Genomic DNA, 18,983 nt, shown 5'->3' on the forward strand with positions numbered 1-18,983 from the left:
GAGGGCAAGTAATGCTTGATTCGGATGCAGATGGGCGTAGTTTTCAAGAGCAATCGTAATCTGCTGATTTCGTGTCGTTTGCAAGTGGATATTGGGTTCCTTCTTTCCGTCTTCCAGGCAGGACGGAAAGCAATTGTTGTAAGGATATTTCAAATCTGGCAGCCCATGTGTCCATCTGGGAATCGGCAGAGTTTTGCAGGAGAATCATACCTGTGAAAGTGTGTGGAAACAGAACAGGGGCACACAAAATCTGTGTGTCCCTGTTTCTATATGAGGCGGTCTATATACCGCTCCTTTGTTTCTTTGCAAGAAGAATCTTCAGAACTCTGCGTTCTTCGGTGTGCGTGCGAACGGAATTACGTCGCGGATATTCTGCATACCGGTAACGAAGAGGATAAGCCGTTCGAAGCCGAGACCGAATCCGCCATGAGGGCAGGTTCCGTACTTGCGGGTGTCGAGATACCAGTCGTACACCTCACGCTTCATGCCTCGGCTGTCTATCTCCGCAAGCAGTTCGTCATAGTTCTCTTCACGGACAGAGCCGCCGATGATTTCGCCGATGCGCGGGAAGAGTACATCGGTTCCCTGCATGGTCTTTCCGTCGGGGTTCTTCTTCATGTAGAACGACTTGATTTCGCTCGGGTAGTCGGTCATGATGACAGGACGTCTGAAGTGATCCTCGACAAGATAGCGTTCGTGCTCGCTGCTGAGGTCCATGCCCCATCCGGTAATCGGGAACTCGAACTTCACGCCGTCGGCGACAGCCTTCCGGAGAATTTCGATGCCCTCTGTATAGGTAAGGCGGACGAAGTCTTCCTTCAATACACCTTCCAGACGTGCGATGAGCTCCTTGTCGATCATCTTGTTCAGGAACTCAAGGTCGTCCTTGCAGTTGTCCAGTGCCCACCGGACACAGTACTTGATGAAATCTTCCTCCAGGTCCATCAGCTCGTCCTTGTCGATGAAGGCGACCTCCGGCTCGACCATCCAGAACTCTGCCAGGTGGCGGGGCGTGTTGGAGTTTTCGGCACGGAACGTCGGTCCGAATGTGTAGATGGCACCGAGTGATGTCGCGCCCAGTTCGCCTTCCAGCTGTCCGGAAACGGTGAGATTCGTGCGCTTTCCGAAGAAATCTGCATTGTAGTCAACCTTTCCTGACTTGGCGATGCGGTCGAGGTCGAGTGTCGTCACCTGGAACATATTGCCGGCTCCCTCTGCATCGCTGCCTGTAATCAGCGGGGTATGGAAATAGTAGAATCCATGCTCATGGAAGTACCTGTGGATGGCGATGGCCATGTTGTGGCGGATGCGGAAGACTGCTCCGAAAGTGTTTGTACGCAGACGCATATGCCCGTACTTGCGCATATATTCGAAGCTCTGTCCTTTTTTCTGCATGGGATAGTCGCTTGGACAGAGACCGTAGATTTCGACTTCCTTGCATTGGATTTCGGAAGTCTGTCCCTTTCCCTGGCTCTCAACAAGCGTCCCGACAACACTGATGCAGGCTCCTGTCGTGATGCTTTTCAGCTCTTCTGCATCCATCTTTGACGGGTCGACGACTACCTGGATGTTTTTGATGGTGGAGCCGTCGTTCAGTGCGATGAAGTCAACAGCCTTGCTGCTTCTGTGGGAACGCACCCATCCCTTTACGTTGATATCTTTTCCAAAGTCGGTGCAGGCAAGTGCATCGACGACTTTTGTTCTCTTCATCTTTAATGTTGTAGTTAGGGCCTCCAGAGTGCCTCAAGAGGAGGGAATGTCAGTCACTGATATGCACAATGACCGGTAACGGCATTGCCTGGTTTCTTACATTCCTTTCTTTAGAGGGGTCGTGGAGGCCGTTTATAGAAGCTTTCGGGGATGTCTTTATCCCCGTTTGTCCTCCTGCATCCCTCTTTCTGAGGGACTTGGAGAGGCCTGCTTTTCTACTCAAATGCCCCCATGCGCAGCATATCCACTTCCTTCTCCGTGAGGAACCGCCAGTCGCCACGACGTACATTCTTCTTCGTCAGACCGGCGAACTGTACACGGTCGAGCTTGACAACGCGATAGCCGAGACTCTCGAAGATGCGACGGACGATGCGGTTTTTGCCGCTGTGGATTTCGATGCCCACCTGTGTCTGGTCCTGTGGGTCGGCATATTCAATGGCATCAGCCTTGATCTCACCGTCCTCAAGCTCGATGCCGTCAGAGATTTTCTGCAGGTCGTTGGCTGTGACCGGCTTGTCGAGGAACACATGATAGACCTTCTTCTTCAGGAACTTGGGATGGGTAAGCTTTGAGGCAAGGTCGCCGTCGTTGGTAAGGAGCAGCACACCTGTCGTGTTACGGTCCAGGCGGCCTACAGGATAGATACGTTCCGGGCAGGCTCCCTTCACGAGGTCCATGACCGTCTTGCGCTGCTGCGGGTCATCGCTCGTGGTGACGTAATCCTTCGGTTTGTTCAGAAGGACATATACTTTCTTCTCCAATGATACCGGCTTCTCCTGGAAGAGGACTACGTCAGAGCGCAGCACCTTGCTGCCGAGTTCCTTTACGACTTCTCCGTTTACGGTCACTGCGCCGGAGAGGATGAATTCGTCTGCCTCACGGCGTGAGCATACACCGGCATTGGCAAGGTACTTGTTCAGGCGGATCGGCTCATTCGGGTCGAAGTTCTCCTCCTTGTACTCAATCCGCTTCTTGAGCGAGTATTTAGCATTCGGGTCATAATCAGCTGTACGCTGGCGATAACCGCCCTGATTGTAGCCGCCGCGGTTCTGGTAGCCGCCACGGTTGTTGTAACCTCCCCGGTTCTGATAGCCTCCATGATTGTAACCTCCCCGGTTGTTGTTATAGCCGCGGTTCTGGTAGCCGCCGCGTGGCTGGTAACCTCCGTGCCGCGGCTGATAACCTCCCTGGTTTGCCTGATAGCCATTGTTTTCCTCGCCCTCAGCACCGTTTCCGGCATTGTAGCGTGGGCGGTAAGGCTGTTGCTGGTAACCGTTTTCGTCGTTGTTGTAACGAGGACGGTAACCTCCCTGCTGCGGGCGGTTCTGATAGCCACCGCGGTTGTTATATCCGCCCTGCCGTGGCTGGTAGCCGCCTTCGTCACCGTTGTTGTTGTAGCGTGGCCGGTAGCCCCCTTGCTGCGGGCGGTTCTGATAGCCACCGCGGTTGTTGTAGCCTCCGTAGCTGTTCTGGCGTGGCCGGTAGCCTCCCTGCTGCGGGCGGTTTGTACTCTGCAGACCAGAGCCGAAACCTTCCGGACGGAATCCGCCTTCGTCGTTGCCGTTGTTTGTCTTGTTGCTGCTGTAAGCACGCTGGCTGTGAATACGCGGCCGCTGTGTGCGTCCTGTTGTGCCACGGTACTCTCTCTGGTAGCTGCCTTGACCGGCTGCTGAATAGCCCTCCCGGCTGTTCTCGTTCTGCTCAGACTGAACTTCTTTGTTCTCGAATTCTTCTGCCATAGTTGTTTTGCTTTTTGTTTTGGTGTTACTGGCCTCACGGCCAATGATAGTTGTTTTATTTTGTTTATAATTTGAACTCCGTTTGACAGGAGCTACTCAGTTGCTGTCTGCTTGTAGAGCTTTTGGGGAAGTGGTTAAATTCCCGTATAGTTGTGCGGGGTGATAGCCATCAGTTCGGCTTTCACATTGTCGCTGACATTGAGCGTGCGGATGAACGCATGGATGGTCTCTTCGGTCATCTTCTCGTTTGTGCGGGTGAGCGCCTTCAGTGCCTCGTAGGGATGCGGATAGGCTTCACGGCGCAGGATGGTCTGGATGGCTTCGGCCACGACGGCCCATGTGTTGTCAAGGTCCTCGCTCAGTTTCTTCTCGTTGAGGATGAGCTTGCGCAGTCCTTTCAGTGTACTTTGGATGGCGATGATGCTGTGACCGAGCGGTACACCGACATTGCGCAGTACGGTGGAATCCGTAAGGTCGCGCTGCAGGCGGCTCACCGGCAGCTTCTGTGCCAGGAATTGCAGGATGGCGTTGGCTATCCCGAGGTTTCCCTCGCTGTTTTCGTAATCGATGGGGTTCACCTTGTGCGGCATGGCACTTGACCCTACCTCGCCGGTCTTGATCTTCTGCTTGAAATATTCCATGGAGATGTACATCCAGAAGTCACGGTCCAGGTCGATGATGATGGTATTGATGCGGCGGATGGCATCGAACACGCTGCCCAGATGGTCGTAGTTGCTGATCTGTGTCGTCCACTGTTCACGTTCCAGCCCCAGCTTCTCGCTGACGAACCGGTTGCCGAAGGCACGCCAGTCATACTGCGGATAAGCCACGTGATGGGCGTTGAAGTTGCCCGTGGCACCGCCGAACTTGGCTGTCAGCTTGCAGCTGCGCAGGGATGCAAGCTGCTCGGACAGGCGATAGACATAGACCTCAATCTCCTTGCCCAGTCGGGTGGGGGAGGCCGGCTGTCCATGTGTCTTCGCCAGCATCGGCACATCCTTCCATTCCCCGACGTATTCCTTCAGCTGTGCGATCAGCTCCTCGACCTGCGGATAGAACACCTCTTCGAGTGCTTCCTTTACTGACAGCGGGACACTTGTGTTGTTGATGTCCTGCGAAGTCAGGCCGAAGTGGATGAACTCCTTGTAGGCCTCCAGCCCGCCGATCCTGTCAAACTCTTCTTTGAGGAAGTATTCAACCGCCTTCACGTCGTGGTTGGTCGTCTTCTCAATTTCCTTTACCCGTGCCGCCGAAGCCTCGTCGAAGTTGCGGTAGATGTCACGCAGCGACTCGAAGAGCGTGCTGTCGAAACTTTCCAGTTGCGGCAAGGGCAGCTCGCACAGCGTGATGAAATACTCGATTTCGACACGTACCCGGTAACGGATGAGGGCATACTCGGAAAAATAGTCGGCAAGGTGTTCGGTCTTGTTTCGGTAGCGACCGTCAATGGGAGATACGGCTGTCAATGTGTCGAGGATCATAACAATGTTGATTAATATGGTGCAAAATTAACAATAAAATCAGTAACAGCGCAAATAATAATAATAATATTCTGAAAAGAATGCGGATAAATTCTCAATAAAATAAAAAAGACCTCACAACAGGCGTTGCAAAGTCATTCATTTCTCTTATACATAAAGGTGGGCGTTGACGGATTCGAACCGCCGACCCTCTGCTTGTAAGGCAGATGCTCTAAACCAGCTGAGCTAAACGCCCTTTAAAATTCCCTGCAACCCCGAAAGGTCACAGGGAAACACCCCTTGTGGGCGTTGACGGATTCGAACCGCCGACCCTCTGCTTGTAAGGCAGATGCTCTAAACCAGCTGAGCTAAACGCCCTTACTTTTTGTAAGGCGAGTGCAAAGGTAGGGAAAGATTTTCGTTCCAGCAAGCAAATAGAGAATTATTTGATTGAAAATCTTATTTGGGTGTTTAATTTGGGTCTTTGTATGGGTGTATGGTGAGGTTCTGTCGGCGTATAATGCTTAGACGTTTGCAGGCGGCCGGAATATGAGGGTGATTGCCTTACGGCCTGCTGAAATACCTGTACGTCAATCAGACAACTTGCAGGGTGGATGGTTTCTCTCCTGCAGAACCCCATTCTGAAGGTTTTACAGTCTGGGACAATCCGACAGGAAAAGACCATTTCAAAACTCATTTTTGAGTAAAGAAATGGTCTTTTCTTTGCTTCTCGGGGAATACTACTTACAAATTAAAGGTTGTCAAGCTGTGAATCTGCTCGATGCATCCTGCATTCACCGAGGCCGAAACCAAATTCCGTAAAGGAAACTGGCATGGTGCGGCTTAGCGGTCGGTAGGCCAGTTCTGTGGACATCCGACATCTGCGCTCCAAGTGCCCAGATCTATATGGGTTCCATAAAGGAACACCCTGTATGCTGCGTTGGCAGAACGAGGACCCCATATCGAATCCCACTCATAAAGAGGCGTACTTGACCAATAGACAGCGTCTCCTCCCGGACCACCTGTTTGATCATAACAGTGGAGATCGGGAAGATAGAAATAGTCGTCTATATTGGCGGGCTTACGCTCCCAGTGCCCTGAAGAAATGCTGTTGGACACCGTGGACCCCACAACTTCTTTTCTATGATCTTTGCCATCGGGAGAAACATTCTTCAAATCGGATACGGATTTGCCTTCTTCCTTAGCGATGACGCGCAGCTTCTTTAGCCAGTGGCCTCCTTTATGGAGGTGATCCATACAAACCCAAAGAGAGTTGTCCCAGTAGTAATCGCCTTTCATTATGTACCAGTAAAGTTCGTTTACATTGGGGCAGTCCTTGCAACTGCGTTTGGCTTCCATATCGTTGTAGTCGTCGCGAGTAAGTCCGTCCGGAAGTTCTCTATACCAACGGGGGTCGGTATTGTCCTTGGGGTAATTGGTGGAGCCGGTTTGTTCCCAAGCGTAAGTCGGCTGTTCGGGATGCGGACCATTCCATTCGTAGCCTTTCCAATAGTGTTGCCCCACGGCGGCATCCCACATATAATAGACATCACCTCTGTATTCGGGCACTTGCAGGTTCTGGCTGATGATCTTGTTCTTGCCGGCAGTAAAGGTTACGTTGCTGTATTCCTTGGTGATGGTGCCCCGAACGCCGGTACCACCTTGAGGAACCGAGTTGTTCTCATAGATGGTATATTCTACAGTGAATTTGCTGTACGTGCCCGGCGCGATGACCATGATGGCGGCATTGGCCTCGGCATTGGGAGCTGTCAGCGGGATGGGGAAATCGTTCAATTTCAGCTCTATGTAGTTGTTGTACCTTGTGGTGGCGGGACGGGAGCTGAGGTCGATGCCGTTGTCGTCGAATTTGAATATTCCGCAGACAGCTTTGTCGGCCGTCACCTTGATTTGCTCGATTTTGGACCGGGCAACACCTTTCTGCGAGGTATAGGGCAGGAAGGTGATGTAGGAGGCCTTGTGGTCGATCATGAAAGTGTAATTCCCGTCAGCTTGCCGGTACGCCGTGCCTGTACCGCAGTCGCCGTATTGGGCAAGATTCGGGGCATCGTTGGGCTTGGTCTGCTCTTGCTTGCTCTCTATTTTAGCTCTGTACAATACAGGATATTCCCAGTTTCCAACATAGCGCATGGGATATTGGGAGGCAGTCAACTCACCGACACGAAACCAGAACGTAGCTCTGGACGTACGGTCTTTGCCCGAGGCTTTAAGCTGATCCCTGATGTCGCTCCCGTCGGCACCAAAGAATTTTGGTTCATGTGTGTCGCGATCTACCTCTGATCCCACCCCGACTAATTCGGCTCCATTCCAGTAGAATTTGATGCCCGTCCCGGTATATTCGCCGACGACACGCGTCGTGGGACTCGTGGGGTCTGCGGGCAGCACCTCGTTGTTTACGGAAAAGGCCGTCAATCCTGCGGTGTCGGGCTTCTGCTTCGGGTTCTGTCTGTCGGTGTCTGCATCGTCCGTGGCGCAGGCCGTGAACAGCACGGCGGCAAGGGCCAGCAGCGATAAAATGCTTGCTTTTTTCTTCTTTCTTTTCATTTTCTTGTTGTTTTCGTTCGTTACCAGTCAAGTTTTTTCCCGTAGGAGGACTCTCCGTCGTCCTCTTCGTCTTCCCAGCCGAAAGAGTCGATGCGGCGGGCATGCAGGGGGCTGTCGTCGTTGCCTGCGTCGTTGTGTCCGCCGGAGAACTGCTGCAGCAGTGGGCCGTGGCCGAGAGAGACGACCTTCACCTGCGGTGTCATGTAAGTGAGCCTCGCGTCGGCTTCTTGTCTGTTTTCCTTCTGTTTCATATATTTTCTGTTTTATGAGTTGATTGCACTTATTTCCTTTTGCCCGACGGGACAAAAGGACACGGAAAAGCGGACAAAGGGAACTCATGCGAAGCCCTTTGTCTGCCGGGATTGCGGCACGCCATGCGCGCGCGTATGCGAACGTTTTTTAGAGGGAGGTCAGCGACGGTGCGCCTGTGTGTGTGTGTGTGTGTGTGTGTGTGTGTGTGTTAGCAAAATATCCGGGACTGCCAAATATAAAGCGTTAAAAGTTGCAAGGAAACCTCTGTTTCCCCGCAGGCCCTTGCTGCCGCCGTTGATATTTTCCTTTGCCGTCATATTCACACAGTCAACTGTAGCCTCCTGACAAGAGACTACCATTTCCGGTGCAAAATTAGACGAAATTTATTGAAAATGCAAATATTTTACAGAAAAAATCCAAAAAAGTGAATTTCCCTCTCCTAAACCTCCATGCGGATAGATGGACTTTATGGATTCAGCCAATTCTCAAGAGTCGTTCTGTCTGCGGACTTAATGTGAGGCATCCATTAGGGGCTGTCCTAAAAAGTTTTTGGTAGTATACTGGTATTATGAAATCCGTCTTTGAAAATCTGCCTTAAGGATTATTTTAGAACCTGCCCAAAGGTAGAATGATTTTGTAAAATAGTTTATTTTTATCTTGCCCGAATTGTTTATTTTGCTTATATTTGCAGTGATTTTTACGGAAGGAGAACAGATAAGCATAATGTTATGGCAGTAGAAATAAGACTGGAACAGAGTAAGTTCAAGGACAAGAAAGGTGCTGGCAAGTGGTATGCCCGTACGGTCAGTACGGGCGTTGTGACGACAGAGGAACTTGCCGATGCCATCCAGGAGAACACATCGTTCTCGCGTGGTGACGTGCGCGGGCTTGTCATTGCGTTGGTGGATGAAATCTCCTACCGGCTGCGTGAGGGAGAGACGGTGGCCCTTGAAGGTCTCGGCCGTTTCCATCTCACCGTGGAGAGTGAGCCGGTAGACAATCCCGAGGATTTTGACATTAGGAAGCACGTCAAGAACGTGAAGTGCCGCTTCGTACCCACCAGTACCCGCAATGCGCGTACTGGGAAGAAAAACCAGACCCTTGCCTACGGTGCGCGTGTGGAGTGGGCGGAGCCGGAAGAGGACGAAGAGGAGGAAGATTAAAAGGCCCGCCGGCGAGTTCCTCCCGCTGAAAACGGCTGTGGGAAATCATCGGCCGGACATGGATTTGATATTGTACAGAGAGGGCGTGTCAAAACTCGCTTCCAGCTAAAGACAGCTATTATTTGTAAAGAACAACCGCTACCAAAGAGTTGATAACTCGATGATAGCGGTTGTTTTGGTGTTTATGAGGGTTTGAAACTGTCGATAGGAAAAGAGTTCTTTCTGAATCCTGAGTTTTGAAATACCCTCGTTCTCAGTGTCCGGCCCCGGCTTCCGTAGGGAGGAAGCAGCTTGCAGACACAGTGAGAAAAGGTGTTAAAGAGGATATTCCTCAAAAGCGTAGAGCACGGTCGAGAGGTAACGCTCGCCCGTGTCAGGGAGAAGGGCCACGACGGTCTTGCCTGCATTCTCCGGCCGGCGGGCTATCTCGGCTGCTGCAAAGGCGGCCGCTCCAGAAGAGATGCCGACCAGCAGGCCTTCCTGCTGTGCCAGCTGACGGCCGGCGAGGATGGCCTGGTCGTTCTCTACCTGGAACACTTCGTCTACGTATTCCTTGCTGTAAGTCGCCGGTACGAAGCCGGCTCCGATACCCTGTATCTTGTGCGGTCCGCTCTTTCCGCCGCTCAGGACGGGCGAGGCAGCCGGCTCGACGGCAACGATCTTGACAGCCGGATTCTGTTCCTTGAGGTAACGTCCGATGCCGCTGACGGTACCGCCGGTCCCCACGCCTGCTACGAAGACATCCACCTTGCCGTCGGTATCACGCCATATCTCCGGCCCTGTCGTGCGGTAATGCCGTTCCGGATTGGCCTGGTTCTCGAACTGCTGGAGGATGACGCTGCCTGGAATGGAGCTGCGCAGTTCTTCGGCCACCTTGATCGCCCCCTTCATGCCGTCCTTCCCGCTGGTCAGCTTCACCGTGGCACCGTATGCTTTCACAAGATTCCGCCGTTCGACGCTCATCGTCTCGGGCATGGTCAGGATGAGCCGGTAGCCTTTCACGGCCGCCACCAGTGCCAGTCCGACTCCTGTGTTTCCGCTGGTCGGTTCGATGATGGTCGCACCGGGTTTCAGCTGTCCTTTCGCTTCGGCATCTTCTATCATTGCCAGTGCGATGCGGTCCTTCACGCTGCCGCCGGGGTTGAAATATTCTATCTTTGCGAGGATGGGCGTTTCGAGCCCCTTCCCTGCAGAGAACTTACGGAGTGCCAGCAGCGGCGTGTTCCCGATAAGTTCTGTGAGTCTGTCTGCTATCTTTGCCATGATGTTGTTGTTATGTTTCTTACTTCACCGCCTCGAATGCCTGGTCGAGGTCGGCGATAATGTCTTCATAATGTTCTGTACCGATGGAGAGGCGGACGGTGTTCGGGTAGATGCCCTGACCGGCGGCCTCCTCCACGCTCAGTTCGGAGTGTGTGGTGGAGAGCGGATGGATGACGAGCGACTTCAGGTCGGCCACATTGGCCAGCAGGGAGAACACCTTGAGATGGTCGATGAAGTCGAATGCCTTCTGCTGGTCGCCGTCAAGCTTGATGGTGAAGATGCTGCCTGCGCCGTTGGGAAAGTAACGCTGGTAGAGGTCGTGGTTGGGATGGGAAGCCACGGCCGGATGGTTGATCTTCTTGACCAGCGGCTGTTTCTCCAGGTATTCCAGTACCTTCCTGGTGTTGTACACGTGCCGTTCCACCCGCAGACTCAGTGTCTCCAGCCCCTGCAGCAGCAGGAAGGCATTGAACGGAGAGATGGCTGCTCCCTGGTCGCGCAGCAGCAGTGTGCGGACGCGTGTCGCGAACGGTGCGGGCACATCGCCGAAGACAAGGCCGTGATAAGAAGCGTCCGGCTTGTTGAAGCCCGGGAACTTCCCGGGGTCTGCCTTCCAGTCGAAGGTGCCGCCGTCGACGATGACACCCCCGAGGGAAGTCCCGTGGCCGCCGATGAACTTTGTGGCGGAATGTACGACGATGTCGGCACCGTGTTCTATCGGGCGGATCAGGTAAGGTGTGCCGAACGTGTTGTCTATCAGCAGCGGAAGGCCGTGGCGGTGGGCGATGTCGGCCGACCGTTCGATGTCGGAGATGTTGGAGTTGGGATTGCCCAGCGTCTCGATGTAGACCAGCCGGGTGTTGTCCCGGATGGCTGACTCCAGTTCCTCGTAGTTGTCGGGGTCGAAGAAGGTGGTGCTGATGCCGTATTTGCTCAGCGTGTGTGCCAGGAGATTGTACGTACCTCCGTAGATGGTCTTGGAGGCGACGACATGATCGCCGGCGAAAGCGATGTTGGTGATGGCGTAGGTGACGGCTGCTGCGCCGGATGCGACGGCAAGTCCTGCCACACCCCCTTCGAGCGCAGCGATACGCTCTTCAAAGGCTGTCTGTGTCGGATTGTTCAGCCGGCCGTAGATGTTGCCGGTCGCCTTGAGCGCAAAGAGGTCGGAAGCGTGCTGACAGTCGTTGAAGACGTAGGAGGTCGTCTGGTAGATGGGCACGGCACGTGAACCTGTCGCCGGGTCAGCCTGTTCCTGTCCTGCATGGAGCTGGAGTGTCTCGAAGTGATACTTTTGTTTTGCCATAAAACTGGGTTTCCTTTCTTTTCTGTTCCTTCCGTGGACCTTAATGAGAGGGTGGAGGGGAAACGGTTAATACATTTATTGATATTAATTCTCTGCCGTTCACGTGTCACATCGGGCATCCACGCCCCGGATGTATCTTGTTTGCGGTTGCAAAGGTACGGACTTTTCCCGATGCGTGGAATACTCCACTTGTGTTATTTTCCCTACCATGAATGTGGTATTTATGGGCGACGACCATGGCGACAGAGCCACGTGTCGTATTGCGGCAGCCTGTTGCGGTAAATCGGCAGCCTGTCGCCAAAAGATTGGCGACACATAGCCAAAGGGCTGCCGACAGGTATGTCTGTAGTTGAATGTTGTCTGTGCCAGGTGCTTTCAAACCTACCTTGTGCAATTAAAATATCGGTCTCGCATTGCCATTCAGATAAAAAACATTATATTTGCATTACAGTTGTCATCAATCTCTACGATTATGCAGAAATACGCTGATTACATAGAAGAAATCGAGATCGACTCGCTCTGGAGCGGAAAGAAGCACATCCGGTGGACGCTGGACCGGCAGGTGAACATCCTGAGCGGCATCAACGGTGTGGGCAAGAGCACCATTCTGAACAAGGTGGTACGCAGCCTTTCGCAGGGCGGCGAGTTCCCCAGCCACTCGCTCAAGGGCGTGCGGCTGAAGGTCTGTCCGGACGATGCGCGGTGGATACGCTACGACATCATCCGCTCGTTCGACCGTCCGCTGATGGATTCGGACAGCATCAGCAAGATAAACACCAACCTCGTCACGGAACTTGACTGGCAGCTCTTCCAGCTTCAGCGCAAATACCTCGATTATCAGGTGAACATCGGCAACCGTATCATAGAGACCTTGCAGGGGGGAGAGGCCGATGCGGCGGTGAAGGCACAGCGCATATCGCAGCCTAAGAAGCGGTTTCAGGACATTCTGGACGACCTGTTCACCGAGACCGGCAAGAAGATTGTCCGGTCGGAGAATGAGATCCGTTTCTCGCTGATGGGAGAGACGCTCGCCCCCTATCAGCTGTCGAGCGGCGAGAAGCAGATGCTGGTCATTCTGCTGACGGTGCTGGTGGAAGACAATAAGGATTATGTCCTCTTCATGGACGAACCGGAGGTGAGCCTGCATATCGACTGGCAGAAACGGCTCATCGACCTCATTCTGGAGCTGAACCCGAATGTACAGATCATCCTTGCCACACATAGTCCGGCCGTCATCATGAACGGATGGATCGACCGTGTGACCGAGGTGACGGACATCACTGACAACTGACTGCAGGCAGGGGGGATGAATGATGGGAAGAAGACTGAGCGACAACCTTTCGTCGGCATATATTGAAGCGGCGAACCGGCTGAACGGGAAGCACGCACGGAGGAAGATCATCGCCTACGTGGAAGCGTATGACGACATCTTCTTCTGGCGTACCGTGCTGAGTGGATTCGAGAACGAGGACCGCTATTTTGAAGTGATGCTGCCGTCGAGAATCAACCTGACGAAGGGGAAGCGGTCAGTGCTGATGAACCTCGTCGCGCAGAACATGGGCGAGAACATGATTGCCTGTGTGGATGCCGACTACGATTATCTTCTCCAGGGAACTACGCCTCTGTCGGCAGAGGTGAACGGTAATCCTTATGTGTTCCACACATACGCATACGCCATCGAGAACCTGCAATGCTATGCGCCGAGCCTGCACGATGTGACGGTGGCCGTGGCCCTCAACGACCATGCCGTCTTCAACTTCGAGGAGTTCCTGAAGCAGTACAGCGAGATCATCCACCCGCTCTTTGTGTGGAGCATCTGGCATTACAGGCACGGACTCCACCGGCGGTTCACCATCTCCGACTTCAACAGGGTGGTGGAGGTAGGCTCCTTCTCCTTGCGGGGAGCTGCTGAAAGCCTGCAGCGGTTGCGGAACAAGGTCCAGATGCGGGTACGGCAGTTGCAGCGGGAGAATCCGGCGGCGAAAGAGAGTTATCTGCAGCTCAAGGACGAGCTGCGTACATTGGGTGTGACACCTGCAACCACCTATCTTTATATTCAGGGACACCATCTTTTCGACAACATCGTCGTCCCGGTCCTGAAGCGTGTCTGCGACCGTTTGATCCGGGAACGCGAAGAAGAAATAAACCGCAATGCCGTACACGACACACAGCGGCGCAACGAACTTTCAAGTTACAGCCACAGTACGGAGGCGATTGTTCCCATGCTCCGCCGTAACGTGGGCTATGTCGGCTCTGAACCGTTCCGAAGACTTCGGGAGGATGTGGACAGATTCTTAGAACAGGCAGCACGGCAGTCGGATGAGGAACCAGTAGATAATTACTGATTCTTTCCTGTCAGTGTGCCGAGGGTAAACACCATTGGTGTTGAGGGGGTACACCAATAGTGTCAAGGCTTAGCACGGATCACGTCAAGCATTATAATAATCGGATAGAAGTAGTTAATAATCGGATAGAAGTAGTGCTATTCTCCTGAAAGTAAGTTTTCTGCAATAAACATCATGCTCCCCCGGTAAAGAGTCTGCCGCAGAAGAATATATTTTAGGATAAGACATAGTCTGGCTTCATCCACAGCAGATGCGCCTGTGACCGGTCTGCTGTGGAATTATTTTCCTGTCACTGCCGTCCTGTCCCTAAAAAGTGCCATGTTTGTTCTCGGGTAATCCCTGATGACGGATTATGGAGCGTTTCAGTTCTCCTTCCAGAACGCCGGTGTGAACAGTACCAGGACGGTGAACAGTTCCAGACGGCCGACAAGCATGAGGAAGGAGCAGATCCACTTGGCAATGTCGGGCAGCTGTGCCCACGACATCGTCGGTCCTATTTCCATGCCGAGCGTCGGGCCCACATTGCCGAGACTACTCAGCGTGATGGTGATGGCATTTGTGTTGTCGATGCCGAAGGCAATCATCGTAAAGGAACAGAAGAGTGTCAGTACGAGATACAGTCCGATGAATCCCAGGAGGGTCACGCGCTTCGACTGCGGGATGTTCACGCCGTCAATCTTCATGGGCAGGACCGCATTGGGATGCAGAATCTGCCGGAACTCGTTTCGGATCACTTTCAGCAGCATTACGCCCCGGATGCTCTTAATGCCGCCGCTCGTAGAGCCTGAACAGCCGCCGAAGAACATACAGGCTGCCAGGACGACCCACGTCACGTGCGGCCACTTGCCGGCATCATCGCTGACGAGGCCTGTCGTCGTGATGAATGAAACCACCTGGAAGATGGCACTGCGGAAAGCGTGCTCGATGTCGTAATGGTTGCGATAGACAAGCTCGAAGGCAATGAACAGGGCGAACGAAAGTACCATGAGGGCATAGAGCCGGAATTCGCTGTTTTTCAGTAGTTTCCTGATATCCATGCCTACGGCCGAAGCATACATAAGCGTGAAATTCACTCCCGAGAGGAAGCAGAACAGTGAACAGACATACTCTTCGGCCGGGGAGTGGAACGTCATGATGGAACCGCTCTCGGTGGCGAAACCGCCGGTCGCCGTACTCGTCATGGAATAATTGAAGGCGTCGAACCATCCCATTCCACAGAGTTTGTAACTGAGGATGCAGGCCACGGTCAGCATCAGATAAACAACCCATATCGACTTCGCACTTGTGCTCAGTCGGGGATGGAGCTTGCTCTTGATGGGCCCTGTCGCTTCGGCTGCGAACACCTTTACCGATCCGCCTACGATGGAGGGAAGAATGGCTATGGTGAAGAACACGATGCCCAGTCCGCCGATCCATTGGGTGAGCGAACGCCAGTAGAGAAGTCCTTTCGGAAGCCGTTCTGGATAGTCGATGATTGTGGCACCAGTCGTCGTAAAACCCGACATGGCCTCAAAGAAGGCATCCGTGAAGCTGTGGATATATCCGCTGATCATAAACGGGAGTGTGCCGAACAGCGTGAAGAGAATCCAGGCCACAGTCACGACGAAGTAAGCGTCACGGCGACCCAGGAGATTGTCGGCATTGCGCCCCAGCAGACGGAACAGGAAGCCTGTGCCGACAGTAATGAGGATGCTCCAGACGAAGGGCATGACATCGACGCTCTGGTACCACAATGACACGGCCAGACAATTGAGCAGCAGCAGTCCTTCTATCCATAGCAGTGACCCAAGAATCTTGGAGATAAGTTTCAGATTCAGCATGATCAGATAAATAATTTTTCCACCTTTTTCATGTCCACATTGTAACAGAAGATCACCACCGAATCGCCGGCCTCGATCTGTGTGTTGCCGGAGACAAGCATTCCCTCGCCGTTCCTTACCAGTCCGCCGATGGTGACTCCTTTCGGCAGGTTGATGTCTTTCACCGGCTTGCGGGTGATCTTTGAGTCGGGACTGGGCGTGAATTCGGCCACATCGGCATTGACCGACATGAGGAACCGGATGTTCTCCACGTTGGCATCCAGCATCATCTGGTAAATATGGCTGGCGGCAACGGCCTTCTTGTTGATGATCGTGCCGATGTCAAGGCTCTCTGCCGTACCCACGTAGTCAAAGTTCTCTACGGAGGCGACCGTCTTGCGTACACCCATCCGTTTGGCCGTCAGGCACGCCAGGATGTTGGTCTCGGCATTGGACGTAAGTGCCACGAATGCCTGCGTGTTGCGGATGCCCTCTTCCTTCAGCAGTGCAATGTCGCGCCCGTCACCGTTGATGACGAGCGTGTCTTCGTTGAAGATGTTGTTCAGCTCCTCGCAGCGTTCAGGACTCTGTTCGATGATCTTGGCGTGCATGTATTCGGGCAGCATCTTCACGGCTCGGGCGGCCGTCTTGCCGCCTCCCATGAAGATGACGTTCTGCACATCGACGTAATGTTCCTTGCCGACAATCTTCCGGATGTAGGGGATGTATTGTCTCGTTGTCATGAAATAGACGAGGTCGTACACCTGCAGAGTGTCGTTTCCGCCTGGGATGATGGTCTCGTCGTTGTGCTTGATGGCCACGACATGATAAGGGTCGTTCGGTCCGCTGATCTCTTTCAGTGGCCTGTCCAGGATCTCACAGGTCTCCCGCAGCTTGATTCCCAGCATTACCAGGGCACCGTCGTGAACGTCCCAGCGCTGGCGTACCCACGACATCTTCAGACCGTTGATGATGTCTTTTGCAGCCAGTATCTCGGGATAAATGACATCGTCGACTCCCATTTTGTGGAACAGTTTCTTGTTCTGCTCTTCGATGTATGCCGGGCTGTCCACACGTGCCACCGTTTTTTTCGCCCCCAGCTGATGCGCCATGACGCAGGCGGCTATGTTGACCGGCTCGTTCGGTGTGACGGCGATGAAAAGGTCGGCGTGTTCCGCACCGGCCTCTTTCAGTCCACTGATGTCGGTTGCAGAGCATTCCATGGTCAGCAGGTCGAACTCGCTGCTGATCTTTTCAAGGTTCTCTGGATTTTCATCCAGCAGGATGATGTCCTGCTTGTCGCGTGAAAGGAGTTTTGCCAGATATGTGCCGATGGCGTATGCTCCGGATATGATGATTTTCATTCTTTGCTCTTTTATTCTTGTAGGAGGGGATAGGAGAAGATAGGCGATGATAGAGGGAACAGGCGGAAAGGACGGTCAGCGGTCAACGGTCAGCTGCCTTTTGATGCTTTCTACGTCAATGCCGCAGATTTCCCACAGCTGTCGGACGGTTCCCTGCTCTACGAAACTGTCGGGCAGTCCCATGCGGGTGATGTGCGGACGGTAGCCATGGTCGTTCATCCATTCAGTAACGGCCGATCCCAAACCGCCGTTCTGAACGCCGTCCTCGATGGTGACAATGCGTGAGAAACGGCTGGCGACTTCTTCCAGTAGATTCTCATCCAGCGGCTTGAGGAAGCGCATATCGTAATGGGCGACTGATGGACAATGGTGTTTTGTGGCGGGTGACTCGGCACTCTCAATCAGTCTGATGGCTTTCTCAACGTCGTTTCCGATAGGACCGATGCTCAGAACAGCCACATCCCATCCGTCATGCAGACGGCGACCTGTTCCTACCTTGATTTCTGTGAGCGGACAGTTCCAGTCCGTCAGTACGCCCCGCCCGCGTGGATAACGGATGATGAAAGAGCCTTTTCCGGGCAGCTGTGCCGTATACATCAGCCGTCTCAGTTCGCATTCGTCCATCGGTGAGGCAATCGTGAGATTGGGAATCGGACGCAGGAAAGCCATGTCGAAAGCACCGTGGTGTGTTGCTCCGTCCTCGCCCACCAGACCTGCACGGTCCAGACAGAGTACGACCGGAAGATTCAGTATGGCCATGTCATGGATGATGCTGTCGTATGCACGCTGCGAGAAAGCACTGTAGATGTTGCAGAAAGGCTGCAGTCCATCCTTTGCCATGCCGGCTGAGAAAGTCACGGCGTGCGCCTCGGCAATGCCGACATCGAAGGTGCGGTCGGGCATCTCCTTCATCATGATGTTCATCGAACAACCGGTCGGCATGGCCGGTGTGACCCCCACGATACGAGGGTTCTTCCTGGCAAGCTCCAGCAGTGTCTTGCCGAATACATCCTGGAATTTCGGCGGTTCGTGGCTGCAGTCCTGTATGATGCGTTCCCCTGTCCCGGGGTCGAACTTGCCCGGTGCATGCCAGACGGTAGCACTCTTCTCTGCGGGTTCATACCCTTTCCCCTTCTTTGTGTGCAGATGGAGGAGTTTCGGGCCTTTCATATCTTTCAGCTGTCGGAGAATACGTACCAGTTCGGTTATGTTGTTGCCATCGAACGGACCGAAGTAACGGATGTTCATGCCTTCAAACATATTCTGTTGGTGGGACAGTGCCGACTTCAGGGCATTGTTCAGGCGCAGCAGTCCTTTCCGACGTTCGTCGTTCAGCAGTCCCTTAGCGTGCAGCCACTGTGAAGCCTTGAAGCGAATCCGGTTGTAAGTCTCGTTTGTATCGAGGTTCAAAAGATACTGTTCCATGCCGCCCACAGCCCTGTCTATCGACATATCATTATCGTTGAGGATAATTAGCAGGTCGTTGGGCTGGCTGGAGACATTGTTCAGACCTTCAAAAGCCAGGCCGCCGCTCATAGCCCCGTCACCGATGATGGCTACCACATGGCGGTGCTGTTTTGTCAGTTTGGCTGCAACAGCCATGCCCAGAGCTGCGGATATAGAGTTGGAGGCATGACCGCAGGTGAAGGTGTCATATTCACTTTCAATGGGGGAAGGGAACGGCATCATTCCGTTTAGCTTTCGGTTGTTGCAGAAGCTGTCCCGCCGGCCGGTCAGAATCTTGTGTCCGTATGCCTGGTGCCCGACATCCCATACAAGGCGGTCTTCCGGTGTGTTGAAAACATAGTGACATGCCACCGTTATCTCGATTGCTCCTAAACTGGAAGCAAGGTGTCCCGGATTGACGGCAACCTCTTCTATGATGTCCTCTCGCAACTCCTGACAGAGTTCAGGAAGTCTGTCCAGACTCAGTCTGCGCAGGTCGGCAGGTGACTGTATCTTACTTAGAAGGGCGTATCTTTTCTCGTTTGACATTGTCGAATAGCATGAAAAACAATGC

General features: G+C 53.4%; 14 protein-coding genes and 2 tRNA genes. 3 read left to right on the forward strand and 13 right to left on the reverse strand.

The window, feature by feature from the left end:
* Positions 1–318: 318 nt before the first annotated feature.
* The 7 genes from asnS to DYH27_RS01455 form a co-directional block, all read right to left on the reverse strand.
* The gene (asnS, locus tag DYH27_RS01425) at positions 319–1,710 is read right to left on the reverse strand and encodes an asparagine--tRNA ligase (RefSeq protein WP_025068359.1); all 1,392 of its coding nucleotides are present in this window, start codon (positions 1,708–1,710) and stop codon (positions 319–321) included.
* A 215-nt stretch (positions 1,711–1,925) separates the two neighbouring features.
* A complete protein-coding gene (locus DYH27_RS01430; protein ID WP_029216615.1) occupies positions 1,926–3,449 on the reverse strand; it encodes a pseudouridine synthase in 1,524 nt (507 codons plus the stop codon).
* A 134-nt stretch (positions 3,450–3,583) separates the two neighbouring features.
* Positions 3,584–4,930, reverse strand: a complete 1,347-nt coding sequence (gene purB / locus DYH27_RS01435; RefSeq protein ID WP_025068360.1) for an adenylosuccinate lyase — start codon at positions 4,928–4,930, stop codon at positions 3,584–3,586.
* A gap of 160 nt (positions 4,931–5,090) precedes the next feature.
* Positions 5,091–5,165 (reverse strand) — tRNA-Val (locus DYH27_RS01440).
* A gap of 47 nt (positions 5,166–5,212) precedes the next feature.
* Positions 5,213–5,287: transfer RNA gene (locus DYH27_RS01445), tRNA-Val, on the reverse strand.
* Between the two features lie 465 nt (positions 5,288–5,752).
* Positions 5,753–7,471 (reverse strand): hypothetical protein, encoded by a 1,719-nt coding sequence (locus DYH27_RS01450; RefSeq protein ID WP_025068361.1) that lies wholly within the window; start codon positions 7,469–7,471, stop codon positions 5,753–5,755.
* 20 nt (positions 7,472–7,491) lie between these two features.
* Positions 7,492–7,722, reverse strand: a complete 231-nt coding sequence (locus DYH27_RS01455) for a hypothetical protein (RefSeq protein WP_025068362.1) — start codon at positions 7,720–7,722, stop codon at positions 7,492–7,494.
* Positions 7,723–8,451: 729 nt separating this feature from the next.
* Here DYH27_RS01455 and DYH27_RS01460 point away from each other — a divergent pair.
* Positions 8,452–8,886 carry an HU family DNA-binding protein gene (locus DYH27_RS01460; protein ID WP_025068363.1) on the forward strand — a complete coding sequence of 145 codons (435 nt, stop codon included), beginning with the start codon at positions 8,452–8,454 and terminating at the stop codon, positions 8,884–8,886.
* 315 nt (positions 8,887–9,201) lie between these two features.
* Here the strand turns inward: DYH27_RS01460 and cysK are convergent, their stop codons facing one another.
* From cysK to DYH27_RS13260, 3 genes are all read right to left on the reverse strand, one after another.
* On the reverse strand, positions 9,202–10,149 hold the full coding sequence (cysK, locus tag DYH27_RS01465; protein WP_025068364.1) for a cysteine synthase A: 948 nt from the start codon (positions 10,147–10,149) through the stop codon (positions 9,202–9,204).
* 19 nt (positions 10,150–10,168) lie between these two features.
* Positions 10,169–11,455 carry an O-acetylhomoserine aminocarboxypropyltransferase/cysteine synthase family protein gene (locus DYH27_RS01470; RefSeq protein ID WP_025068365.1) on the reverse strand — a complete coding sequence of 429 codons (1,287 nt, stop codon included), beginning with the start codon at positions 11,453–11,455 and terminating at the stop codon, positions 10,169–10,171.
* 106 nt (positions 11,456–11,561) lie between these two features.
* Positions 11,562–11,849: a hypothetical protein gene (locus DYH27_RS13260; protein ID WP_147287450.1), complete on the reverse strand. Its 288-nt coding sequence runs from the start codon at positions 11,847–11,849 to the stop codon at positions 11,562–11,564.
* Between the two features lie 78 nt (positions 11,850–11,927).
* Here DYH27_RS13260 and DYH27_RS01475 point away from each other — a divergent pair, with 78 nt between their 5' ends.
* Entirely contained in the window at positions 11,928–12,746 is an 819-nt protein-coding gene (locus tag DYH27_RS01475) for an AAA family ATPase (protein ID WP_004351308.1), read from the forward strand.
* A 22-nt stretch (positions 12,747–12,768) separates the two neighbouring features.
* Positions 12,769–13,800, forward strand: a complete 1,032-nt coding sequence (locus DYH27_RS01480; protein ID WP_025068410.1) for a DUF4435 domain-containing protein — start codon at positions 12,769–12,771, stop codon at positions 13,798–13,800.
* A gap of 362 nt (positions 13,801–14,162) precedes the next feature.
* Here the strand turns inward: DYH27_RS01480 and DYH27_RS01485 are convergent, their stop codons facing one another.
* The 3 genes from DYH27_RS01485 to dxs form a co-directional block, all read right to left on the reverse strand.
* The gene (locus tag DYH27_RS01485; RefSeq protein ID WP_004351340.1) at positions 14,163–15,620 is read right to left on the reverse strand and encodes a TrkH family potassium uptake protein; all 1,458 of its coding nucleotides are present in this window, start codon (positions 15,618–15,620) and stop codon (positions 14,163–14,165) included.
* A 2-nt stretch (positions 15,621–15,622) separates the two neighbouring features.
* Positions 15,623–16,963, reverse strand: coding sequence for a Trk system potassium transporter TrkA (gene trkA, locus DYH27_RS01490; protein WP_029216642.1), 1,341 nt, complete (start codon positions 16,961–16,963; stop codon positions 15,623–15,625).
* A gap of 75 nt (positions 16,964–17,038) precedes the next feature.
* Positions 17,039–18,958, reverse strand: a complete 1,920-nt coding sequence (gene dxs, locus DYH27_RS01495; protein WP_025068409.1) for a 1-deoxy-D-xylulose-5-phosphate synthase — start codon at positions 18,956–18,958, stop codon at positions 17,039–17,041.
* Positions 18,959–18,983: the final 25 nt, after the last annotated feature.

Source organism: Prevotella denticola (genome assembly GCF_900454835.1).
GTDB lineage: Bacteria > Bacteroidota > Bacteroidia > Bacteroidales > Bacteroidaceae > Prevotella > Prevotella denticola.